A 16,886-nucleotide genomic window follows, 5' to 3' on the forward strand; every position below is an offset into this window, starting at 1 on the left:
CCGACAATTATTATGGCGATGCCAGATTAAACAAAGTTTATCTCGGCGAGGAAATTGTTGGGATAACGCACCTATGGAGCGTTTCTTTAGAAGTTTAAAAACAGAATGGGTACCAAATGTAGGTTATCGTAGTTTTGCTGAAGCAAAACACGAAATCACTCGATATATTATTGGTTATTACAGCCAATTACGACCACATCAATATAAGGATTAACACCGAATGAATCCGAACGATTATATTGGTTAACCTCTAATACTGTGGCCAGTATTTGTTGACCACTACAGATATAACTCCATAACCAGCCACTCTATATACCTCTATATATCAAGAACAAAGAAGATTCGTTACTCGGCAAAAATCAATAGTGCCTCAAAGCGTTCATTGCCGTGTAAATTTTCAAAATCTGGCTCATCAGCGGCTGAATCTCGAAGTGATGCACTTTCGTTGATAGCTCGCTCTAAATCTGAAATAGCCTGCTCTTCTGCCCCTAAACATGCATAGGCACAAGCCCGTTGATAAAGCGCTTGAGCATTGGTGTCATCCACTTCCAGCACTCGATTACACAAACTCAGCGCCCAGCGATATTCTTTTGATGCCATCGCAGCATCGGCTTTATAAGTTAGCGCTTCTAAGTCACCAGGACGAATTTTAAGGATCTCATCATAGATTTCCATCTGCTGCTCTGGTGTCTGCGCATTCTGAGCACGTAACCATAAGTTATGGACTTCATTGATGATTTCAATTTCTCGGTTATTTTCCGTAATAATACGAGTTTTACGCTTTAAATCTCGCTCTAATGCACGGAATTTCATTTCATACTGCTCGGTGATCTCTTTAAGCTGTTTATCCGCCATTTCTTTTGTGTTCGTTTTAATTTCTTTTAATGACTGCCAGCCAACAAGTGCGATCAACGAGGCAACGCCTGCAATAATATAAAAGAAATACGTCACAGTCACATTGGCGTAGTTCATTGACTTATCAGCAACCGTCAACTCACGATCGGTAATTTCTTTGATGAGTCGGCGCTCTAAATCCTGTTGATCTGTACGTAATGACTTCAATTCATCAAGAACATATCGCTCCATTAAAGGCTTTTCATAAATACTTTTCTGCGAATACGGTACTTCTGATGTTGTATCAGCAAATACTTGGCAAGAAAACAGCAAAAAAATCACTAACCAAAACCTATTTCTTACCATTATTAACCCCTAAATATACCGTCAAACAATCATTAGAACTCTAACGATAACAGAATCATAGTATAAAAATCCAATGAATATGAAATTTGATGCGATTTAATAAAACGGAGAATAATAAAGATTAGCCCACAAATTTTGTGGATTTTCTAGATAGATCTAATTTACAACAAAAATATAACAAATTTGATTGCCATCTGATGGGAATCAGTAATACTTATCAAGTCGATATGACACAAGGCATGACTCTCATTGAAAGGAATTAAGGGGAGACTATGGAAAAGAAGCCTGATAAACATTTATGGATGATCCCTACAGGAGTAAGCCTTTTACTCGCCGTTTTAGGTTTTGTGATCCTTCATCCAATGATCAATTAAGTACACAAAAGTACATGGAAGCAAATAAACAAACAGCCAATTATCGGATATGATGATTGGCTGTTTTCTCTTCAACTGACTCTGCCTTACTTCATTTAATCAAGGGATTTTTTAAATCGTAATGAGGCAACCAGCAGTCCAAGGCAAGTGAATCCCAATAGCCATAATGCATCACGCCATAAATCGACCACTTCAGCCCCTCGCAACACAATACCGCGAATCATACGCATAAAGTGTGTTGCAGGCAGAATCTCTGAAATCCACTGCGCAGCGACAGGCATACCTTCATAAGGGAACATAAAGCCGGATAACAAAATAGATGGGAGCAAGATAAACACCGTCATTTGCATCGCTTGTAGCTGAGTTTTCGCAATGGTTGAGATCACCAAACCAAGGGTGAGACTTGCGGCAATAAACAGCAAGGTTCCAATAAATATCTGACCAAGCCCACCGTTGATAGGCACATCAAAAATAAAATAGCCAAGCCCTAAAATAATCACAACTTGAATCAAACCAACAAAGATATAGGGAATGATTTTGGCAACCATCAACTCCAAAGAGTGAACTGGGGTTGTGATCAGCAATTCAAGATTTCCCCTTTCTCGCTCACGCACAATCGCTGCCGAGGTAAATAAGATCATCGTCATTGTTAAAATAACCCCAAGCAAACCGGGCACAATATTGACAGCAGAACGGCGTTCAGGGTTAAAAAATAGTGCGACATCAAAGCTTTTTCTGTTCGCACTTTGGTAATGACTGCTTATTGGCAACGGCATATTACTTAGCTGCATTAAAGCACTACTGATCATGGTGTCCGAACCATCGACCAGCCACTGACCTACCGTTAAACGATTTTCCATACGATTAGCAAGATCAGCAGGCAAAATTAATGCTGCACGAACTCGGCCATCAACAATCGCTTGCTCTGCTTGTTTTGGTGTTAACAAATGCTCTTGTACAGCGATAACTTGAGTGGCTTTAATCGATTGCACCACTTCACGACCAAGAACAGACTGGCTTTGATCAACAACCGCTACGGGAATATTGCGAACATCCGTATTAATGGCGTAACCAAATAACAGTAACTGAATCAGAGGGATCATCACCACCATACCAAATGTGATCCTGTCACGTGATAGCTGACGGACTTCTTTTAGCATTATGGCTTTGATTCGATAGAGACTCTGTAACATTACTGCCTCCCTGAACCTGTACTGGTCACAAAAACATCTTCAAGGCTTGGTCTAGCAAGCGTAATTTCAGCTTGTTGCAACTGAGGAAACTGCTGTTGTAACCAACCAATGGGATCGCTGACACTATTATTAATTAATACCCTTAAGCGAATACCAAGTTGAGCCGCTGAACGTACTTCTGCTTTTTGTAGGCAAAGCTCTTTAAGCTGGCGTAACCCCGGGGCTTTTACTTCCACCACAGTTACCCCCATTTGCGTCATTAGCTGTTCTGGTGAACCATCAGCACGCACCACGCCCGCTTCCATAATCGCGAGACCATGACAACGTTCGGCTTCATCCATATAGTGCGTTGTAACCAAAATGGTGGTGCCTTGATCCGAAAGATCAAATAGCTGCTCCCAGAATTCTCGACGATTCTCAGGATCCACCGCAGATGTGGGTTCATCTAACAGCAATAACTTAGGGGAATGCATGGTCGCTGCTGCAAGTGCCAAACGTTGCTTTTGCCCCCCACTCATACTGCCAGCGCGCTGCTTTGATTTGGTATCTAAACCGTAAGTCACCAGCTGTGAGTCGAGTCTTTGCTTTAACGCTTTGGGGCCCATACCAAATATTTGACCTATAAATTGCAAATTCTCTTTTACCGTAAGATCTTCATATAAAGAGAATTTTTGTGTCATATAGCCAAGTTGGAGCCGTAGCTTTTCTGCCTGTTTCGGGATCTCTAATCCTAACACTTCAACTTTTCCTGAGCTGGGTTGCAGCAAGCCAGTTAGCATTCGAAGTGTGGTTGATTTACCGCATCCATTAGGGCCAAGAAAGCCATAAATACTTCCCTTTGGAACCTGAAGATTCAAATTATCAACCGCAGTGAAATCCCCAAATTGTTTTGTTAGCTCAGAGGCGTAAATAGCAAGATCACTCATGAGGCATGTCCACTTGCGCTGGTACGCCAGAGGGAAGATCAACAGCATCAGTAGGAAGATCTATTTTAGCTAGATAGACTAAACGAGCCCGATCTTCAGCATTAAGCGCATAATAAGGGGTAAAGGTTGACTCTGTTGCAATCCAACGCAAAGTGCCCTGAAATGGCGTATCTAAGCCATCGACATGAACCGTTAGCTTATCACCGGCTTTTAAATGGACACGGTAAGGTTCTGGAATATAGACTTGTGCATAAGGGGCCGTATTGGCTTCAACAATTGCCACAACGCCATTAAGCGGCACACGAGAACCAACATGGTATGGCAGCGAATCAAGGATACCGTCTCGGGTTGCAACCACGGTTAAGTCTGACAGTTTTTGCTGTTGGAGAGCCACTTCTGCTTGAGAGGCTTTTAACGCTTGCTCTGCTTGAGCGATATCTTCAATACGAGTGCCTTGAACCAACTTATCTAATGTCTCTTGATTTGCAGTAACATCGGCAATAGCCGCAGATAACTGAGCTTGAGCATTATCTAAATCAGCTTGAGTCATCACTTTGCGTTTTACCAATTTAGCAACACGTTGAAAGTTCTGTTTTGCATCTTGTAAATTGGCTTGGCTTTTCGCTAAATGGGCTTGAGCGGTGGCAATATCTTCAGGACGCTCGCCATTTAATAGCCGTTGCAAATACGCTTTGGCTTTTCCTTGTTCGGCGCGTGCTTTTTCTAACGCGGCTTTTTGCATCTGATCATCAAGCTGTACCAGAAGATCTCCAGCCTTAACTTTTTGCCCTTCTTGAATTGGCATTTTCCGAATAATTTCGTTCGATGTGGCTGTTAAACGGACAGTATCGCGCTCTAACGTGCCAAGCGCCTGATGTGAGGTAGAATCATTACATCCAGTTAATGAAACCAATATCGATATAGATAATATAAATGCTAAGTTCTTATACATAGCAACAACTCTTTTGTGAACTCTATACCTATAATAAATCCTTGTTAGATTAAATACATAGAGTAGAGCCACAAAAGAGTATATAAAATGCCATTTTCGAAATAACTTGTTGCTATTATCCAATCAAGCATCATAAATAAACGCTATTCTGGGGTAGAAAGCATATCCTGCTGTAACGATGGCTGACCATAAACCAGTTCTTGTACTATCTCTTGTAACATGGGAGCTGAAACGTGCTGAGGAGCAACAGGTTTATCCACTACGACTTCTAACTTCGACCAAAATCGCTTAGGACGAGTCGTAAATGCGCGCCCACCTTCATGGCTGAAAAATGAACCCCATACACCTTTAAGCCCCATCGGGATCACAGGTACGGGAGTTTGCTCTATAATTCGTTCAATACCACGACGAAACTCATTGAGCTCCCCACTCCAGGTCAACTTACCTTCAGGGAAAATACACACAATCTCCCCGGCTTCTAAATCTTCAGCAATGGTCTTAAACGCTTTTTTATAGATACTTGGCGACTTACCCGCAGCACAAATTGGAATGGTTTTAGCCCAGCGGAAAAAATATTTCATAACGGGCATATTCGCGATGTCTTTATCCATCACAAAACGTACTGGTCGATTACAGGTTGCTGCAATTAATAACGCATCAACATAACTCACATGATTACAAACCAGTACCGCCGCACCTTCTGAGGGAATATTTTCGGTCCCTTTTACTTTGATGCGATACATAATGTGAGTTACAACCCACACCACAAAGCGAACAAGAAACTCTTGTACTTGAGCAAATACATAGAGAGTAACAAAAATATTCACTACTGCGACCACCAGCAGAAACTGAGGAATTGATAGTTTAAACACACTAAGCATTAGAATAGAGACAGCGGCACTGAACACCATAAAAAAGGCATTCATCACGTTGTTTGCTGCAATCACTTGGGCTCGGCTCTCTTTATCACTTCGCTCTTGGATCAACGCATTTAGCGGTACGACATAAATAGCCGAAAATGCACTGATTAAGATAAGATCCATAACTAAACGGAGGTTATTAGTGATAAAACCCCAAACCGTCATAGAGTCAGAAATAGCAATGTGTTGAGCGGCAAAATAAAACTCAATACCAAAGATACTGATTCCTAACGCACCAATCGGAATAATACCCAACTCAATGTGATGATTAGATAACTTTTCACAAGCTAATGATCCTAAAGCGATACCAATCGAGAACAAGGTCAAGAGCAAACTGACATACTTAGGTTCAGCACTTATGAACAATTTCGAAAAGTTTGGCAGTTGAGTCAGATAAGTCGCCCCTAAAAACCAAAACCAGCTGATCGCTAAAATTGATAGGAAAACCGTACGATTTGCTTTTGCCGCTTTATAGGTTTTGGTAACTTGAGTAATTGGATTCCAATTGATAACAAGGTTTGGATTATTGGCCGCAGCATACGGAATCGCACGACTGCTTAAGTACCCAAGTATTGACAAAATAACGACTGAACCACCTGCAACCAAGGCCACGTTATGGGAGTACTCAAAGAGATATCCTGCATACAATGTACCGCCAAGAATCGCTATAAACGTCCCCATTTCCACCAATGCGTTACCACCAACGATCTCTTTTTCTGACAGGTGTTGTGGCAAAAGTGCAAATTTTACAGGACCAAAGAAGGCAGATTGTGCACCTGTTAAAAATAACGCTAACAACATAGCAGGAACCGATTGGAGCCAGAGTGCGCCTGCGGCAAAGGTCATAATCACAATCTCGCAGGCTTTAATGATTCGAATTAAACGAGATTTCTCATATTTATCTGCTAACTGTCCGCCAATGGGAGATAAAAGGAAAAAAGGCAGAATAAATAACCCGGCAGCGACATTGACTAACATCGTACTGTGTTGTTGAGAATACAGCGCAGAAAAGACCACAAACAGCAGTAAGATATTTTTGAATAAATTATCGTTAAAGGCACCTAATGCTTGAGTAAGAAAATAAGGCAAAAAGTGACGCTTTTTCATTAAGGAAAATTGACTCATGGCGAACCTACATTTAATCGTTTTTTTATAGGATTTCGTTAATTATAAACAACAATCGAACAGCGTTCAATATTTAATTAGGAACAATAGATTTAATGGTTTGTATAAACGCTTTTTATTGTACCTAGCTGAAAATTTCAGGTAAAACGAATCCATATTTTGCTCATTACTCATCCTTGCTTTAGTTTAATCATTTTTATCGTGTGTTGCTTCTATTATTCACTGTAAAAACTGACTAATTATTTGTTTTAATTTAAAAATTATAGCACTAATTAGATAAGACCTTAGTGAGTAGTAACACTTGATAATGAATAAACTGGGTATGATAAAACGGACTTTAAGGACTTATGTTTATGACGATAACCTCTATTTTTCAACAAAAACTCGATGCTGCCTACCAAGAACTTCAGCATTCAGGAATTCGAGAATCTAATTATAATCCACCAATATATCGTTTAGCTCGCAAATGTGGATTAGAAGTACCACCCCCACATTACTGCTCTGCCCTATATACCTTCAGTTTTTCAGCGAGTTGGTTTGGATGTTTATTGGCTTTAATTATGCTTTTCACTAATTGGATGGAAGGTGGTATTAGCTTATTCTCAGCATTGGCGACATCTATTGCAGCTGGGATCATTTTTGGCGCATTGATGACACTCTATTATCAGACATCGGCTAAACGCCATCACCTATCACAATGGCAATCATTAACGCCTGTGCATACCACAACAGAGCACTCTATCGCTTCTTAGTTCATAGAGCACAACTTGAAGTCACTGATGGTCAACTTATATCTCTTGCCTGTAAGCTGACCATTATTTCAATGATTATAATACGCACTTATTTGCTCGATTCGGCTTATATTCACTCGGCATGCAAAATTTGCATAAATATAGTGAATATTATTCATTTGCCTCATCCCCCTCTTTTCTCTAGTATCCGCGCTCTTTTCGTTCTTGGCCGATAAAGCCAAATTGTTCATCGCTTATCTATTATGTTGAGCGATATGTTAAGGCACTAAATGTTTTCACAATTGTCAACCTTTACTGGATGCCTTAGCGCATAACGCAACCAGTGGCGGCTGCCATCAACAAAATACAACCGATAACCATCACCACCATAAAGAGCACCATTAATGAGTATTTTCCGTTTTCCATTATTAGTTTGGATGGGCATTGGAATTTTAATTATTAGTCTAGGGATCAGACAGTCATTCGGTATTTTCATGATGCCGATCTCCGATACATTTCATACTGGCCGTGAGTTTTTCAGTTTAGCCATTGCGCTCCAAAACTTACTCTTTGGCCTATTCCAACCCTTTGTTGGCATGGCGGCTGACCGCTTTGGTGCAAGACGTATCATCATTGTGGGTGCGATTGCCTATGGTGCGGGCTTATACTTAACCTCTCTAGCTGCAACGCCAAGTGTGCTGTATTTAACAATCGGTGCTTTAATCGGCCTAGGTCTTAGCGCAACAAGTTATGTGATCATTTTAGGAGCAGTTGCTCGTGTTGTACCTGCAGAGCACACAGCAAAAGCGTTTGGCCTGACTACCGCAGCAGGATCTTTTGGTATGTTTGCCGTCATTCCTGGAGCACAAGCTTTATTACGTAATTTTGATTGGCAAACAGCAATGCAAATTTTTGCCGTAATTTGCTGTGTAATGATCGCATTTGCAGGGTTTATTAAATCTCAAAAAGCAACATCAGATACCCCATCACAGGTTGATGATAGCCAAACCTTATCGGAAGCGTTACAAGAAGCATTTCGTAACCGCAATTATTGGCTGATCCATGCTGGCTTTTTTGTTTGTGGTTTCCAAGTGATGTTTATTGCCACCCACCTGCCAAGTTATCTCGGTGATAAAGGATTACCAGGCAATACCGCAGCTATGGCACTGGCTTATGTTGGTGTATTTAATATCTTTGGCTCATACTTTTGGGGCTTGATGGGTGATAGATTTGATAAACGTTATGTGATGTCTTCTCTATATCTAATGCGTACGGTGATCATTGCTGCATTTGTGACCTTCCCTGTTACTGTTAATACCGCTTCGATTTTTGGTGCTGCCATTGGTTTCTGCTGGCTTGGTACTGTACCGTTAACTTCCGGTCTAGTTCGTCAAATCTTTGGGGCTCGTTACTTATCAACGCTCTATGGCTTAGTTTTCTTCACTCACCAAGTAGGCAGTTTCTTAGGGGCTTGGGTCGGCGGTCGTATTTTCGATTATTATCATAGCTATACTCCAATTTGGTGGACCACTGTTGTTATGGCACTTATTGCCGCGCTACTGCATTTACCCATTAATGATAAACCTGTACCTCGTCTGATTGCACAACACGCTTCTTAATTAATCAGCAAGTAAAAATCAGACAACAAAAAGCCCCAATAACCACAGAACAGTCTGAGTTATTGGGGCTTTTTAATGACGCTTACTTATCTAGTGCAATAAGTACTTATGTGATAAACGCTTATCCACCAAGAGTGCCTCTAAGATTATAAGCACTCAAAGATTATAGATGCTCACCAGTACGAAGCGCTTCAATACGCTTTTCTAGCGGTGGGTGAGTCATAAACAATTCAGACAATGATTTCTTACCATTGATACCAAATGCCATCATAGAACCTTCCAAATGAGGCTCTTCATGACTCATCTTCAAGCGCTCAAGTGCTGCAATCATCTTCTGCTTACCAACCAAATGAGCAGAGCCTGCATCAGCCTTAAATTCACGATGGCGGCTATACCACATGGTTAAGATGCTTGCTAAGAAGCCAAACAATACTTCCATGATAGAAGAAACGATAAAGTACGTCATATAGCTTCCGCCTTCCCCTTCTTCATCGTTATTGTTCACGCCACTAATAGCGCCAGCAACTAAACGAGAAATAAAGATAACAAAGGTGTTCACCACGCCTTGCATCAAGGTCATCGTAACCATATCACCGTTTGAAATATGGCTAATTTCGTGAGCCAATACAGCTTCTGCTTCATCACGAGTCATACTGTGCAATAAGCCAGTTGAAACAGCAACGAGTGCATCATCACGTTTAGCACCGGTTGCAAACGCATTAATATCGTGAGCATCGTAAATCGCCACAGTAGGCATACCAATACCGGCTTGCTGTGCTTGACGAGCAACAGTTTCCATTAACCAATGCTCAGTTTCATTACGAGGATGTTCGATCACCATACCACCCACTGAACGTAAAGCCATCGACTTTGACATCATCAGTGAGATCAGCGAGCCACCAAAACCAAATAGTGCCGCCATCACCAACAAACCACCCATGCTTGTTGATTTAATGCCTGTTACCGCAAAAATAATGTTCAATACAATGCTAAATACCAGCATTACAGCAAGGTTAGTTGCCAAGAACAGTAGAATACGCTTCATATCTTTCTTTATCTCCAGTGCCGAAGCTTTAAAACTTAACAGTCCCTTTAGTCTGTCAGCGTTATTAAACGTTGCCTTTATTTATCGTTGTGAGGCAATAATTATACATAGTATGTTCGTATAAACCGAATTCAAGGGAAAGTGGTAAATTGTTACTAATAGTTAGAATATATACCCAAGTGACTCAAGTATAGCCTCAAGTAGCTCTATACGACTTAGGTAAGTAAAAATGACTCGGGTATAGACTATAGTCGTATTGCCAACACAGCATAAAGTCAGCTATGGTATTAGCATAATTTAGAATTATCTCATTCTTTCATGATGCTCAGCTGAACCAGTGAGCAAAAAATGAAAGAGACATGGAAAGCGAATAGATAGTTAGCAAGGAGGAACCATGGCTAACCACGAGAGTTACCAAGTAGCAATTGATATTCTTCGTTGCCATCTCGGAATGTCATTAGAAGAAGCGGAAAAAGAGCTAGGACTTCAAAATGCCAATGCCGAAGAGATCCTAGATGAAACTCCCGAAGTTTTAATCGGTTTACAGCACGAATTAAAGTAATCAGCTCTAAATAACATTAGAACTCTTTTCTGAACTTAAAGCACCATTACCTAATAACTAAGTTTATTGATGGAAATGGTGCTTTCTTGTCTATAACAACTTAAATCAATTCAAGCACGGATAGATCAATATATTGCGCTAGATTTCTCTTTTTAATACCGGGCATATAAGGGATTTCCCCTAGTTTCTTGCCAGGCAGTTGAGCTTCTAGCATCTGAATATTTTCAGCGTAATTTTCTTCCCCAGGATTGATACGGTTAGCAATCCAACCTACAACCTCTAAACCATCACGCTCAATTGCTTCAGCTGTTAACATCGCATGACTTAAGCAGCCAAGTTTAACGCCAACCACCAATATAACGGGCATTTTTTGCTGCTGAACCCATTGCGATAAAAATTGCTCACGTGCAACGGGTACACGCCATCCACCAGCACCTTCCACTAAAACCACGTCAGACTTCTGCTTGAGGTTATCAAGACCTTGAGTTAAAACTTCAAACTCAATGGTTCTTTTTTCACGTTCTGCGGCCAAATGGGGAGATACAGGCTCTTCAAACGCATATGGGTTTACTTCTTGATATGACAGTTCAACTACAGAGGCTTCTTGAATATACAGCGCGTCTGAATTACGAAGCCCACCTTCTGTTCTGCTACTGCCCGATGCGACTGGTTTATAACCCGACATCTTTATATCAGCATGGCCCGCAGCATGTAATATAGCTCGTGTGGCAACGGTTTTTCCGACTTCAGTATCGGTTCCGGTGACAAAAAAAGCTTTAGTCATTTGTAATTACTCCAAAACAAACTTGGTACGTTGCGGGTAATAAGCCCTGCGAATTTTGAAATGCTTGATAGGCCAACTCTAACTTATGCAATGCTGACTTACGGATAAGTCCCGTATTACGTCCATTAGGTATATGAGTGGCTCCAATCCCTTTCAAATCACGCATTAGCTCTATCGCTTTATGGTAATTGATTGTTATTGGTAGAAATTCTAGATGATGTGTTTTCACGCCCGATTGCGCCAGCGCAAGTTTTACTTCCCTTTCTGTTAAAAAGTCATTCACATGTTGATATTGATCAACTTGTTTCCATGCGTCAATTAACTCAAAAAGTGAGCCATCGACTAAAGTCGTAAAATAGATTTTTCCACCCGGTTTTACCACTCGCTGCAATTGCCTTAATGGTTGAGATAAATCATCACACCACTGTAGAGCTAAGTTTGAAAATCCAATATCAAATTGATTCGCTGTAAACGGTAAATTCTCAGCATCACCTTGTACACACACCACCGACTCTGCGCAGCGACGTTTTGTCTGCTCCAACATTTTATTAGATAAATCCAGAGCCGTAACTTGAGCGTCTAACCCTTGCAATTGCTGAGAAAAATAACCCGTCCCACAGCCAACATCCAATATTATCTTTGTTGCCTTATTTGTGCTTGTATCAACAGCACTGGTATTAACAGTATTTGCACCAATCAAAGCCATATCGATCTTATCAAGCAATCGATGCCCAACTTGGCGTTGAAATGCAGCAGCCTGATCATAATTAGATGCCGCTTTACTAAAGGCCTTTTCAATCAGATCCTTATTAAATAGCGTCTCGTTATAATCCGATGTATTTTTAATCACATCACTCATCCATTACCTCGTTGATAGCATTTGCCAATTCAATCACTTGCTCTGTTGTGTGCGCCGCCGTTAAGGTGACTCTTAACCGTGCCGAGTTAACCGCTACTGTCGGTGGACGAATCGCACTGACTAAAAATCCTCGCTGCTTAAGCTGTTGAGAGATATCTAAAGCGCGTTCACTATCGCCAATAATGATGGGTTTGATCGGCGTTGGTGTAACAGGATGAATAACATTAGAGCCAAGATGTTGGGAAAAACATTGGCTCAATTGGAGCAACTTCTCCCGTCGCCAACCTTGATGTTCAATTAACTGACAAGCATGAAGTAAGGCATAAGCTTGAGCTGGAGGCATCGCGGTTGAATAAATATAATGACGAGCTTTTTGGATCAAAAACTCAGCAATATTATCACTGCATAATACCGCAGCCCCTTGCATCCCAAACGCTTTACCAAAAGTCACAATCAGAATATCTGGGGTGATCTGGGCAATATCGCAACTACCACGGCCATATTCCCCCAGCACACCACAACCATGGGCATCATCAACCATCAACCAAGAGTGGTGCTGTTGGCAAAGAGCGTGAATCTCGGCCAATGGGGCAAGATCACCATCCATACTAAAAGCCCCTTCCGTCACAACCAATTTACTAAGCCCGCTGTTTTTCTCTAATAATCCTTGTAAGGCACTGAGATCATTATGGCGAAATCGTTTCATGGTAGCAGGCGATAACATACCCGCTTCCATAAGCGATGCATGGTTAAGCTTATCTTGAATTAAACAATCATCACGGGTGAGTAAACTGAGCAATACCGCTTGATTAGCACTGTAACCACTACTAAAAAGCAAGGCACGTTCAAAGCCTAACCAAGTGGCTAAATGGTGTTCTAACTTAGCATGAGGGGTATGTTGCCCAGTCACTAATGGCGATGCTCCACTGCCACAACCGTATAACTCTAAGCCCTGTTGCCATGCTTTTACCAAGCTAGGTTCACAAGCTAAACCAAGGTAGTCATTACTGGAAAAATTCACCAAGGCTTGTTGCGAGTTCTTATGTATAACAGAAGCAATATCATGACCTTGTTGATAGCCACGGTTAATCACTTGACGCTGCCGATACAACTGCTTCTCTTGCTGATATTGCAACGCGTGCTGAATTCGAGAGTCAAATGAATGAGGATTAAATTGATGCATCATAAAACAGATCGTCTTTCGCTGGACGAGAAGCCACTTGTAGCGCAACTTTAGTTAGCAGTTCTTGAGCTTGGACTTGATCCGGTTTAGCGGCTTGTTGCTGGCGATTAATACCTAGCTTTTCAAACAGCACCATGTCTTTATCTTCTTTTGGGTTCGGTGTTGTCAGTAATTTACAGCCATAAAAGATGGAGTTCGCCCCTGCCATAAAACACATAGCCTGCATCTGTTCATTCATCTGCTCACGTCCAGCCGATAAGCGCACAGCAGATTGAGGCATCATAATTCTCGCAACGGCAATCATGCGAATAAAATCAAACGGTTCAACATCCTCTTCTTGCTCAAGAGGTGTCCCTTTTACTTTTACCAGCATATTGATCGGTACGCTTTCAGGATGTACTGGCAAGTTTGCTAACTCAACCAATAATCCGGCACGATCTCGATGGCTTTCCCCCATACCTATTATGCCGCCAGAGCAGATCTTCATCCCCGCTTGGCGCACATGATCTAATGTATCTAGGCGATCTTGATAAGTACGTGTTGTAATAATATTGCCGTAATATTCTGGCGAGGTATCTAGGTTATGGTTGTAATAATCAAGCCCAGCATCAGCCAGAATATTGGCTTGTTCAGGTGTTAACATGCCCAGCGTCATACAGGTTTCAAGCCCTAACGACTTCACTCCTTTAATCATATCGAGCAAATAAGGCATATCTCGTGATTTGGGATTTTTCCATGCTGCCCCCATACAAAAACGGGTCGCACCACTCTCTTTGGCCTTTTGAGCCGCCGTCAGTACTTGCTCAACTTCCATCAAACGTTCGCGCTCAACATCAGTGCGATAATGAGCACTTTGGGGACAATATTTACAATCTTCAGGACAAGCTCCCGTTTTTATTGATAACAACGTGCTGACTTGGACCTGATTTGGATCATGATACTGACGATGAACTTGTTGCGCTTGAAACAACAAATCCATAAAAGGTTGATCTAATAGTTGCTGGACTTCTTCCACATTCCAGTTATGACGAGCTTCCACGACATATCCCCATTACTTATGACTTCTTGCTCATGATTTAATTAACCATGAAATATCAGATAGTTATATTTTTAATTACCCTAAAAACATGCAAATTTATTTAATAATCTGCTTGGCTAGTCTAATACGAGCACGTACACTGTCAACCAACAACAATACAACGGGTTTACATCTGGTTATTTTATGAGCATTGATTTACAGTTTGATAAGGATCATATCTGGCATCCCTATACCTCAACCATTAATCCATTGCCTTGCTACCCGGTGAGTAAAGCCGATGGTGTGATCATTACTTTGGAAGATGGTCGAGAGCTTATTGATGGAATGTCATCTTGGTGGGCGGCGGTTCATGGCTACAATCACCCGGTTTTAAACGAAGCCGCTAAGTCTCAACTTGATAATATGTCCCATATCATGTTTGGAGGGCTAACTCATCGTCCTGCGGTTGACGTCTGTAAAAAATTAGTTCAGCTTACTCCCCCTTCGCTTCAGCACGTATTTTTGGCAGATTCTGGCTCTGTTGCCGTTGAAGTGGCGTTAAAAATGGCACTGCAATATTGGCATTCAAAAGGGGAATCACGGGCAAAATTCTTAACCCTACGTCACGGCTATCATGGTGATACTTTTGCTGCAATGTCTGTCACCGATCCTGATAACTCAATGCATGCCCTCTACAAAGGTTTTTTACCTGAACATATCTTTGCCCAATCACCAAGTTGTGGTTTTCATGATGACTGGGATGAAAGTGATATTGCAGATTTTGAGCAACAATTATCCACCCATCACCAACAACTGGCGGCTGTTATTTTAGAGCCTATCGTACAAGGTGCAGGAGGAATGCGTTTATATCACCCAATGTATTTAAAACGTGTTAGAGAATTATGCGACCGTTACCATGTCTTACTGATCGCAGATGAAATCGCAACAGGATTTGGTCGAACAGGAAAGCTATTTGCCTGCGAACATGCCCAGATTGAGCCTGACATTATGAGTGTTGGTAAAGCGCTTACTGGTGGGTACATGACCTTAGCAGCAACTATAACCACTAAGCATGTAGCAGACACGGTTTGCAGTGGTGAGGCAGGCTGTTTTATGCATGGTCCAACCTTTATGGGAAATCCTCTGGCGTGTGCCGTTGCCAGTGCAAATCTGGATCTTATTGCACAAAACCAATGGCAGCATCAAGTTAGCCAAATCGAACAACAATTATCGCAACAGTTACCACCGATAGCGTCATTATCTAACGTAAAAGAAGTTCGTTGGTTAGGGGCAATCGGAGTGGTTGAATTGCATCATCCGGTTGAGATGGTAAGTATTCAACAAGCGTTTGTCGATTACGGTATTTGGGTTCGACCTTTTGGCAAATTGGTCTACATCATGCCTCCTTTTATTATTCAACCTGAGCAGCTCTCAAAACTCACTCAAGGTCTTTATGAAGTTTTAAAGCCGTTGCAAAACTGAGACAGTTATCGCGGTGACCTTTTCTATACTCAATCTATAGATAAAAAGATTCAGTTAGCTAGGAATTGCTTATGCAACAGTTGCCGCTATTTCCGTTAAAGCTATATCTGCTTCCAGGAGGGATCAGTCAACTACGGATTTTTGAACCCAGATATACTCGACTTGTAAAACTTGCTATGACAACTGGCGAAGGATTTGGCTTATGTATGATAGAGCATGAGCAAATTTGCCGCTTTGGTACCCGCGTTGTTATTACCGATTTTGAAACCCTAGACGATGGTTTTTTAGGTATCACCGTTGAAGCTGTTGATAAATTTGTAATTACTGATTATCAGCAAGATAACGATGGTCTGTACATGGCGAATATCGAAACCTTTCCTAATTGGCCGAATGCATCTGTTGATTTTTCTGATAACGATCTGGTTGAATCATTAAAAGCTGTCTTTATCGAATATCCTGAGCATTCTGCTCATTACCCAGCCCCTCAATTTGATAATATCAGTTGGGTTTGTCAGCGTTGGCTTGAAGTTCTACCGTTAGAGATTAATCAAAAACAATGGTTTATTAGTAGAAGTGATCACTTGCCTGCGGTCTCTTTTCTTCATTCCGTAATCAACGAGACCAATACCGACCACTGAATATTCATTTAACATTAATTTAATAAACACATCTAGAAACCTATAGACCCATCTACTCTTTTTCTTTCACATTCATTCATAAACAATGAAAACAAGAATGAATTGCAATGTAATTGTTAACGAAAAAACATTTCATTTATTACTCAATTGGAATCAATCATTTTTAATAGGAAAGCTATTCCTTCCACATAAAATCAACTTGTTGCAGTAATAGCAACTGGATACTTTTCATGTAAATTGATTACACCTAATCGAAAAAACAGCAAAAAACACTG

General features: G+C 41.2%; 15 protein-coding genes and 1 pseudogene. 6 read left to right on the forward strand and 10 right to left on the reverse strand.

The window, feature by feature from the left end; translation table 11 throughout:
* A pseudogene (locus CTN07_RS00005) lies at positions 1-276 on the forward strand (integrase core domain-containing protein); the annotation flags it as partial.
* A gap of 69 nt (positions 277-345) precedes the next feature.
* Here CTN07_RS00005 and CTN07_RS00010 read toward each other — a convergent pair.
* The 5 genes from CTN07_RS00010 to CTN07_RS00030 all read right to left on the reverse strand — a co-directional run bounded on the left by CTN07_RS00010 (position 346) and on the right by CTN07_RS00030 (position 6,690).
* Complete coding sequence (locus tag CTN07_RS00010) at positions 346-1,200, reverse strand: TPR end-of-group domain-containing protein (RefSeq protein WP_005299792.1); 855 nt, start codon at positions 1,198-1,200, stop codon at positions 346-348.
* 469 nt (positions 1,201-1,669) lie between these two features.
* The gene (locus CTN07_RS00015; RefSeq protein WP_005299795.1) at positions 1,670-2,767 is read right to left on the reverse strand and encodes an ABC transporter permease; all 1,098 of its coding nucleotides are present in this window, start codon (positions 2,765-2,767) and stop codon (positions 1,670-1,672) included.
* Entirely contained in the window at positions 2,767-3,693 is a 927-nt protein-coding gene (locus CTN07_RS00020) for an ABC transporter ATP-binding protein (RefSeq protein WP_005299797.1), read from the reverse strand. Before CTN07_RS00020 ends, CTN07_RS00015 begins: the two co-directional genes overlap by 1 nt.
* Positions 3,686-4,645: an HlyD family secretion protein gene (locus CTN07_RS00025; protein ID WP_005299800.1), complete on the reverse strand. Its 960-nt coding sequence runs from the start codon at positions 4,643-4,645 to the stop codon at positions 3,686-3,688. The genes CTN07_RS00020 and CTN07_RS00025 overlap by 8 nt, the downstream gene beginning before the upstream one ends.
* A gap of 143 nt (positions 4,646-4,788) precedes the next feature.
* A complete protein-coding gene (locus CTN07_RS00030) occupies positions 4,789-6,690 on the reverse strand; it encodes an MFS transporter (RefSeq protein ID WP_005299802.1) in 1,902 nt (633 codons plus the stop codon).
* A gap of 353 nt (positions 6,691-7,043) precedes the next feature.
* Between CTN07_RS00030 and CTN07_RS00035 the strand changes: the two genes are divergently transcribed.
* Together CTN07_RS00035 and CTN07_RS00040 are read left to right on the forward strand one after the other, a co-directional pair.
* Positions 7,044-7,442: a DUF6404 family protein gene (locus CTN07_RS00035; RefSeq protein WP_050787766.1), complete on the forward strand. Its 399-nt coding sequence runs from the start codon at positions 7,044-7,046 to the stop codon at positions 7,440-7,442.
* Positions 7,443-7,825: 383 nt separating this feature from the next.
* Positions 7,826-9,040, forward strand: coding sequence for an MFS transporter (locus CTN07_RS00040; RefSeq protein ID WP_005299805.1), 1,215 nt, complete (start codon positions 7,826-7,828; stop codon positions 9,038-9,040).
* Positions 9,041-9,203: 163 nt separating this feature from the next.
* On the opposite strand, the gene htpX is transcribed toward CTN07_RS00040, so the two are convergent.
* Positions 9,204-10,085 carry a protease HtpX gene (htpX, locus tag CTN07_RS00045; protein WP_005299807.1) on the reverse strand — a complete coding sequence of 294 codons (882 nt, stop codon included), beginning with the start codon at positions 10,083-10,085 and terminating at the stop codon, positions 9,204-9,206.
* A 394-nt stretch (positions 10,086-10,479) separates the two neighbouring features.
* Here htpX and CTN07_RS22715 point away from each other — a divergent pair, with 394 nt between their 5' ends.
* A complete protein-coding gene (locus CTN07_RS22715; protein ID WP_036764026.1) occupies positions 10,480-10,647 on the forward strand; it encodes a hypothetical protein in 168 nt (55 codons plus the stop codon).
* A gap of 100 nt (positions 10,648-10,747) precedes the next feature.
* Here the strand turns inward: CTN07_RS22715 and bioD are convergent, their stop codons facing one another.
* Genes bioD through bioB form a run of 4 tightly spaced genes read right to left on the reverse strand, consistent with a single transcriptional unit; the run spans position 10,748 to position 14,512 of the window.
* The gene (gene bioD / locus CTN07_RS00050; protein WP_005299809.1) at positions 10,748-11,431 is read right to left on the reverse strand and encodes a dethiobiotin synthase; all 684 of its coding nucleotides are present in this window, start codon (positions 11,429-11,431) and stop codon (positions 10,748-10,750) included.
* Complete coding sequence (gene bioC / locus CTN07_RS00055) at positions 11,424-12,290, reverse strand: malonyl-ACP O-methyltransferase BioC (RefSeq protein WP_005299811.1); 867 nt, start codon at positions 12,288-12,290, stop codon at positions 11,424-11,426. The genes bioD and bioC overlap by 8 nt, the downstream gene beginning before the upstream one ends.
* A complete protein-coding gene (gene bioF, locus CTN07_RS00060; protein WP_005299813.1) occupies positions 12,283-13,476 on the reverse strand; it encodes an 8-amino-7-oxononanoate synthase in 1,194 nt (397 codons plus the stop codon). The genes bioC and bioF overlap by 8 nt, the downstream gene beginning before the upstream one ends.
* Entirely contained in the window at positions 13,460-14,512 is a 1,053-nt protein-coding gene (gene bioB / locus CTN07_RS00065) for a biotin synthase BioB (RefSeq protein ID WP_005299815.1), read from the reverse strand. The genes bioF and bioB overlap by 17 nt, the downstream gene beginning before the upstream one ends.
* Before the next feature lie 183 nt (positions 14,513-14,695).
* Here bioB and bioA point away from each other — a divergent pair, with 183 nt between their 5' ends.
* Entirely contained in the window at positions 14,696-15,973 is a 1,278-nt protein-coding gene (bioA, locus tag CTN07_RS00070) for an adenosylmethionine--8-amino-7-oxononanoate transaminase (protein ID WP_005299818.1), read from the forward strand.
* Positions 15,974-16,044: 71 nt separating this feature from the next.
* Positions 16,045-16,611, forward strand: a complete 567-nt coding sequence (locus tag CTN07_RS00075; protein ID WP_005299820.1) for an LON peptidase substrate-binding domain-containing protein — start codon at positions 16,045-16,047, stop codon at positions 16,609-16,611.
* Positions 16,612-16,886 lie beyond the last annotated feature (275 nt).

The sequence above is a fragment of the Photobacterium damselae genome (genome assembly GCF_003026815.1).
GTDB classification, from domain to species: Bacteria; Pseudomonadota; Gammaproteobacteria; order Enterobacterales; family Vibrionaceae; genus Photobacterium; species Photobacterium damselae.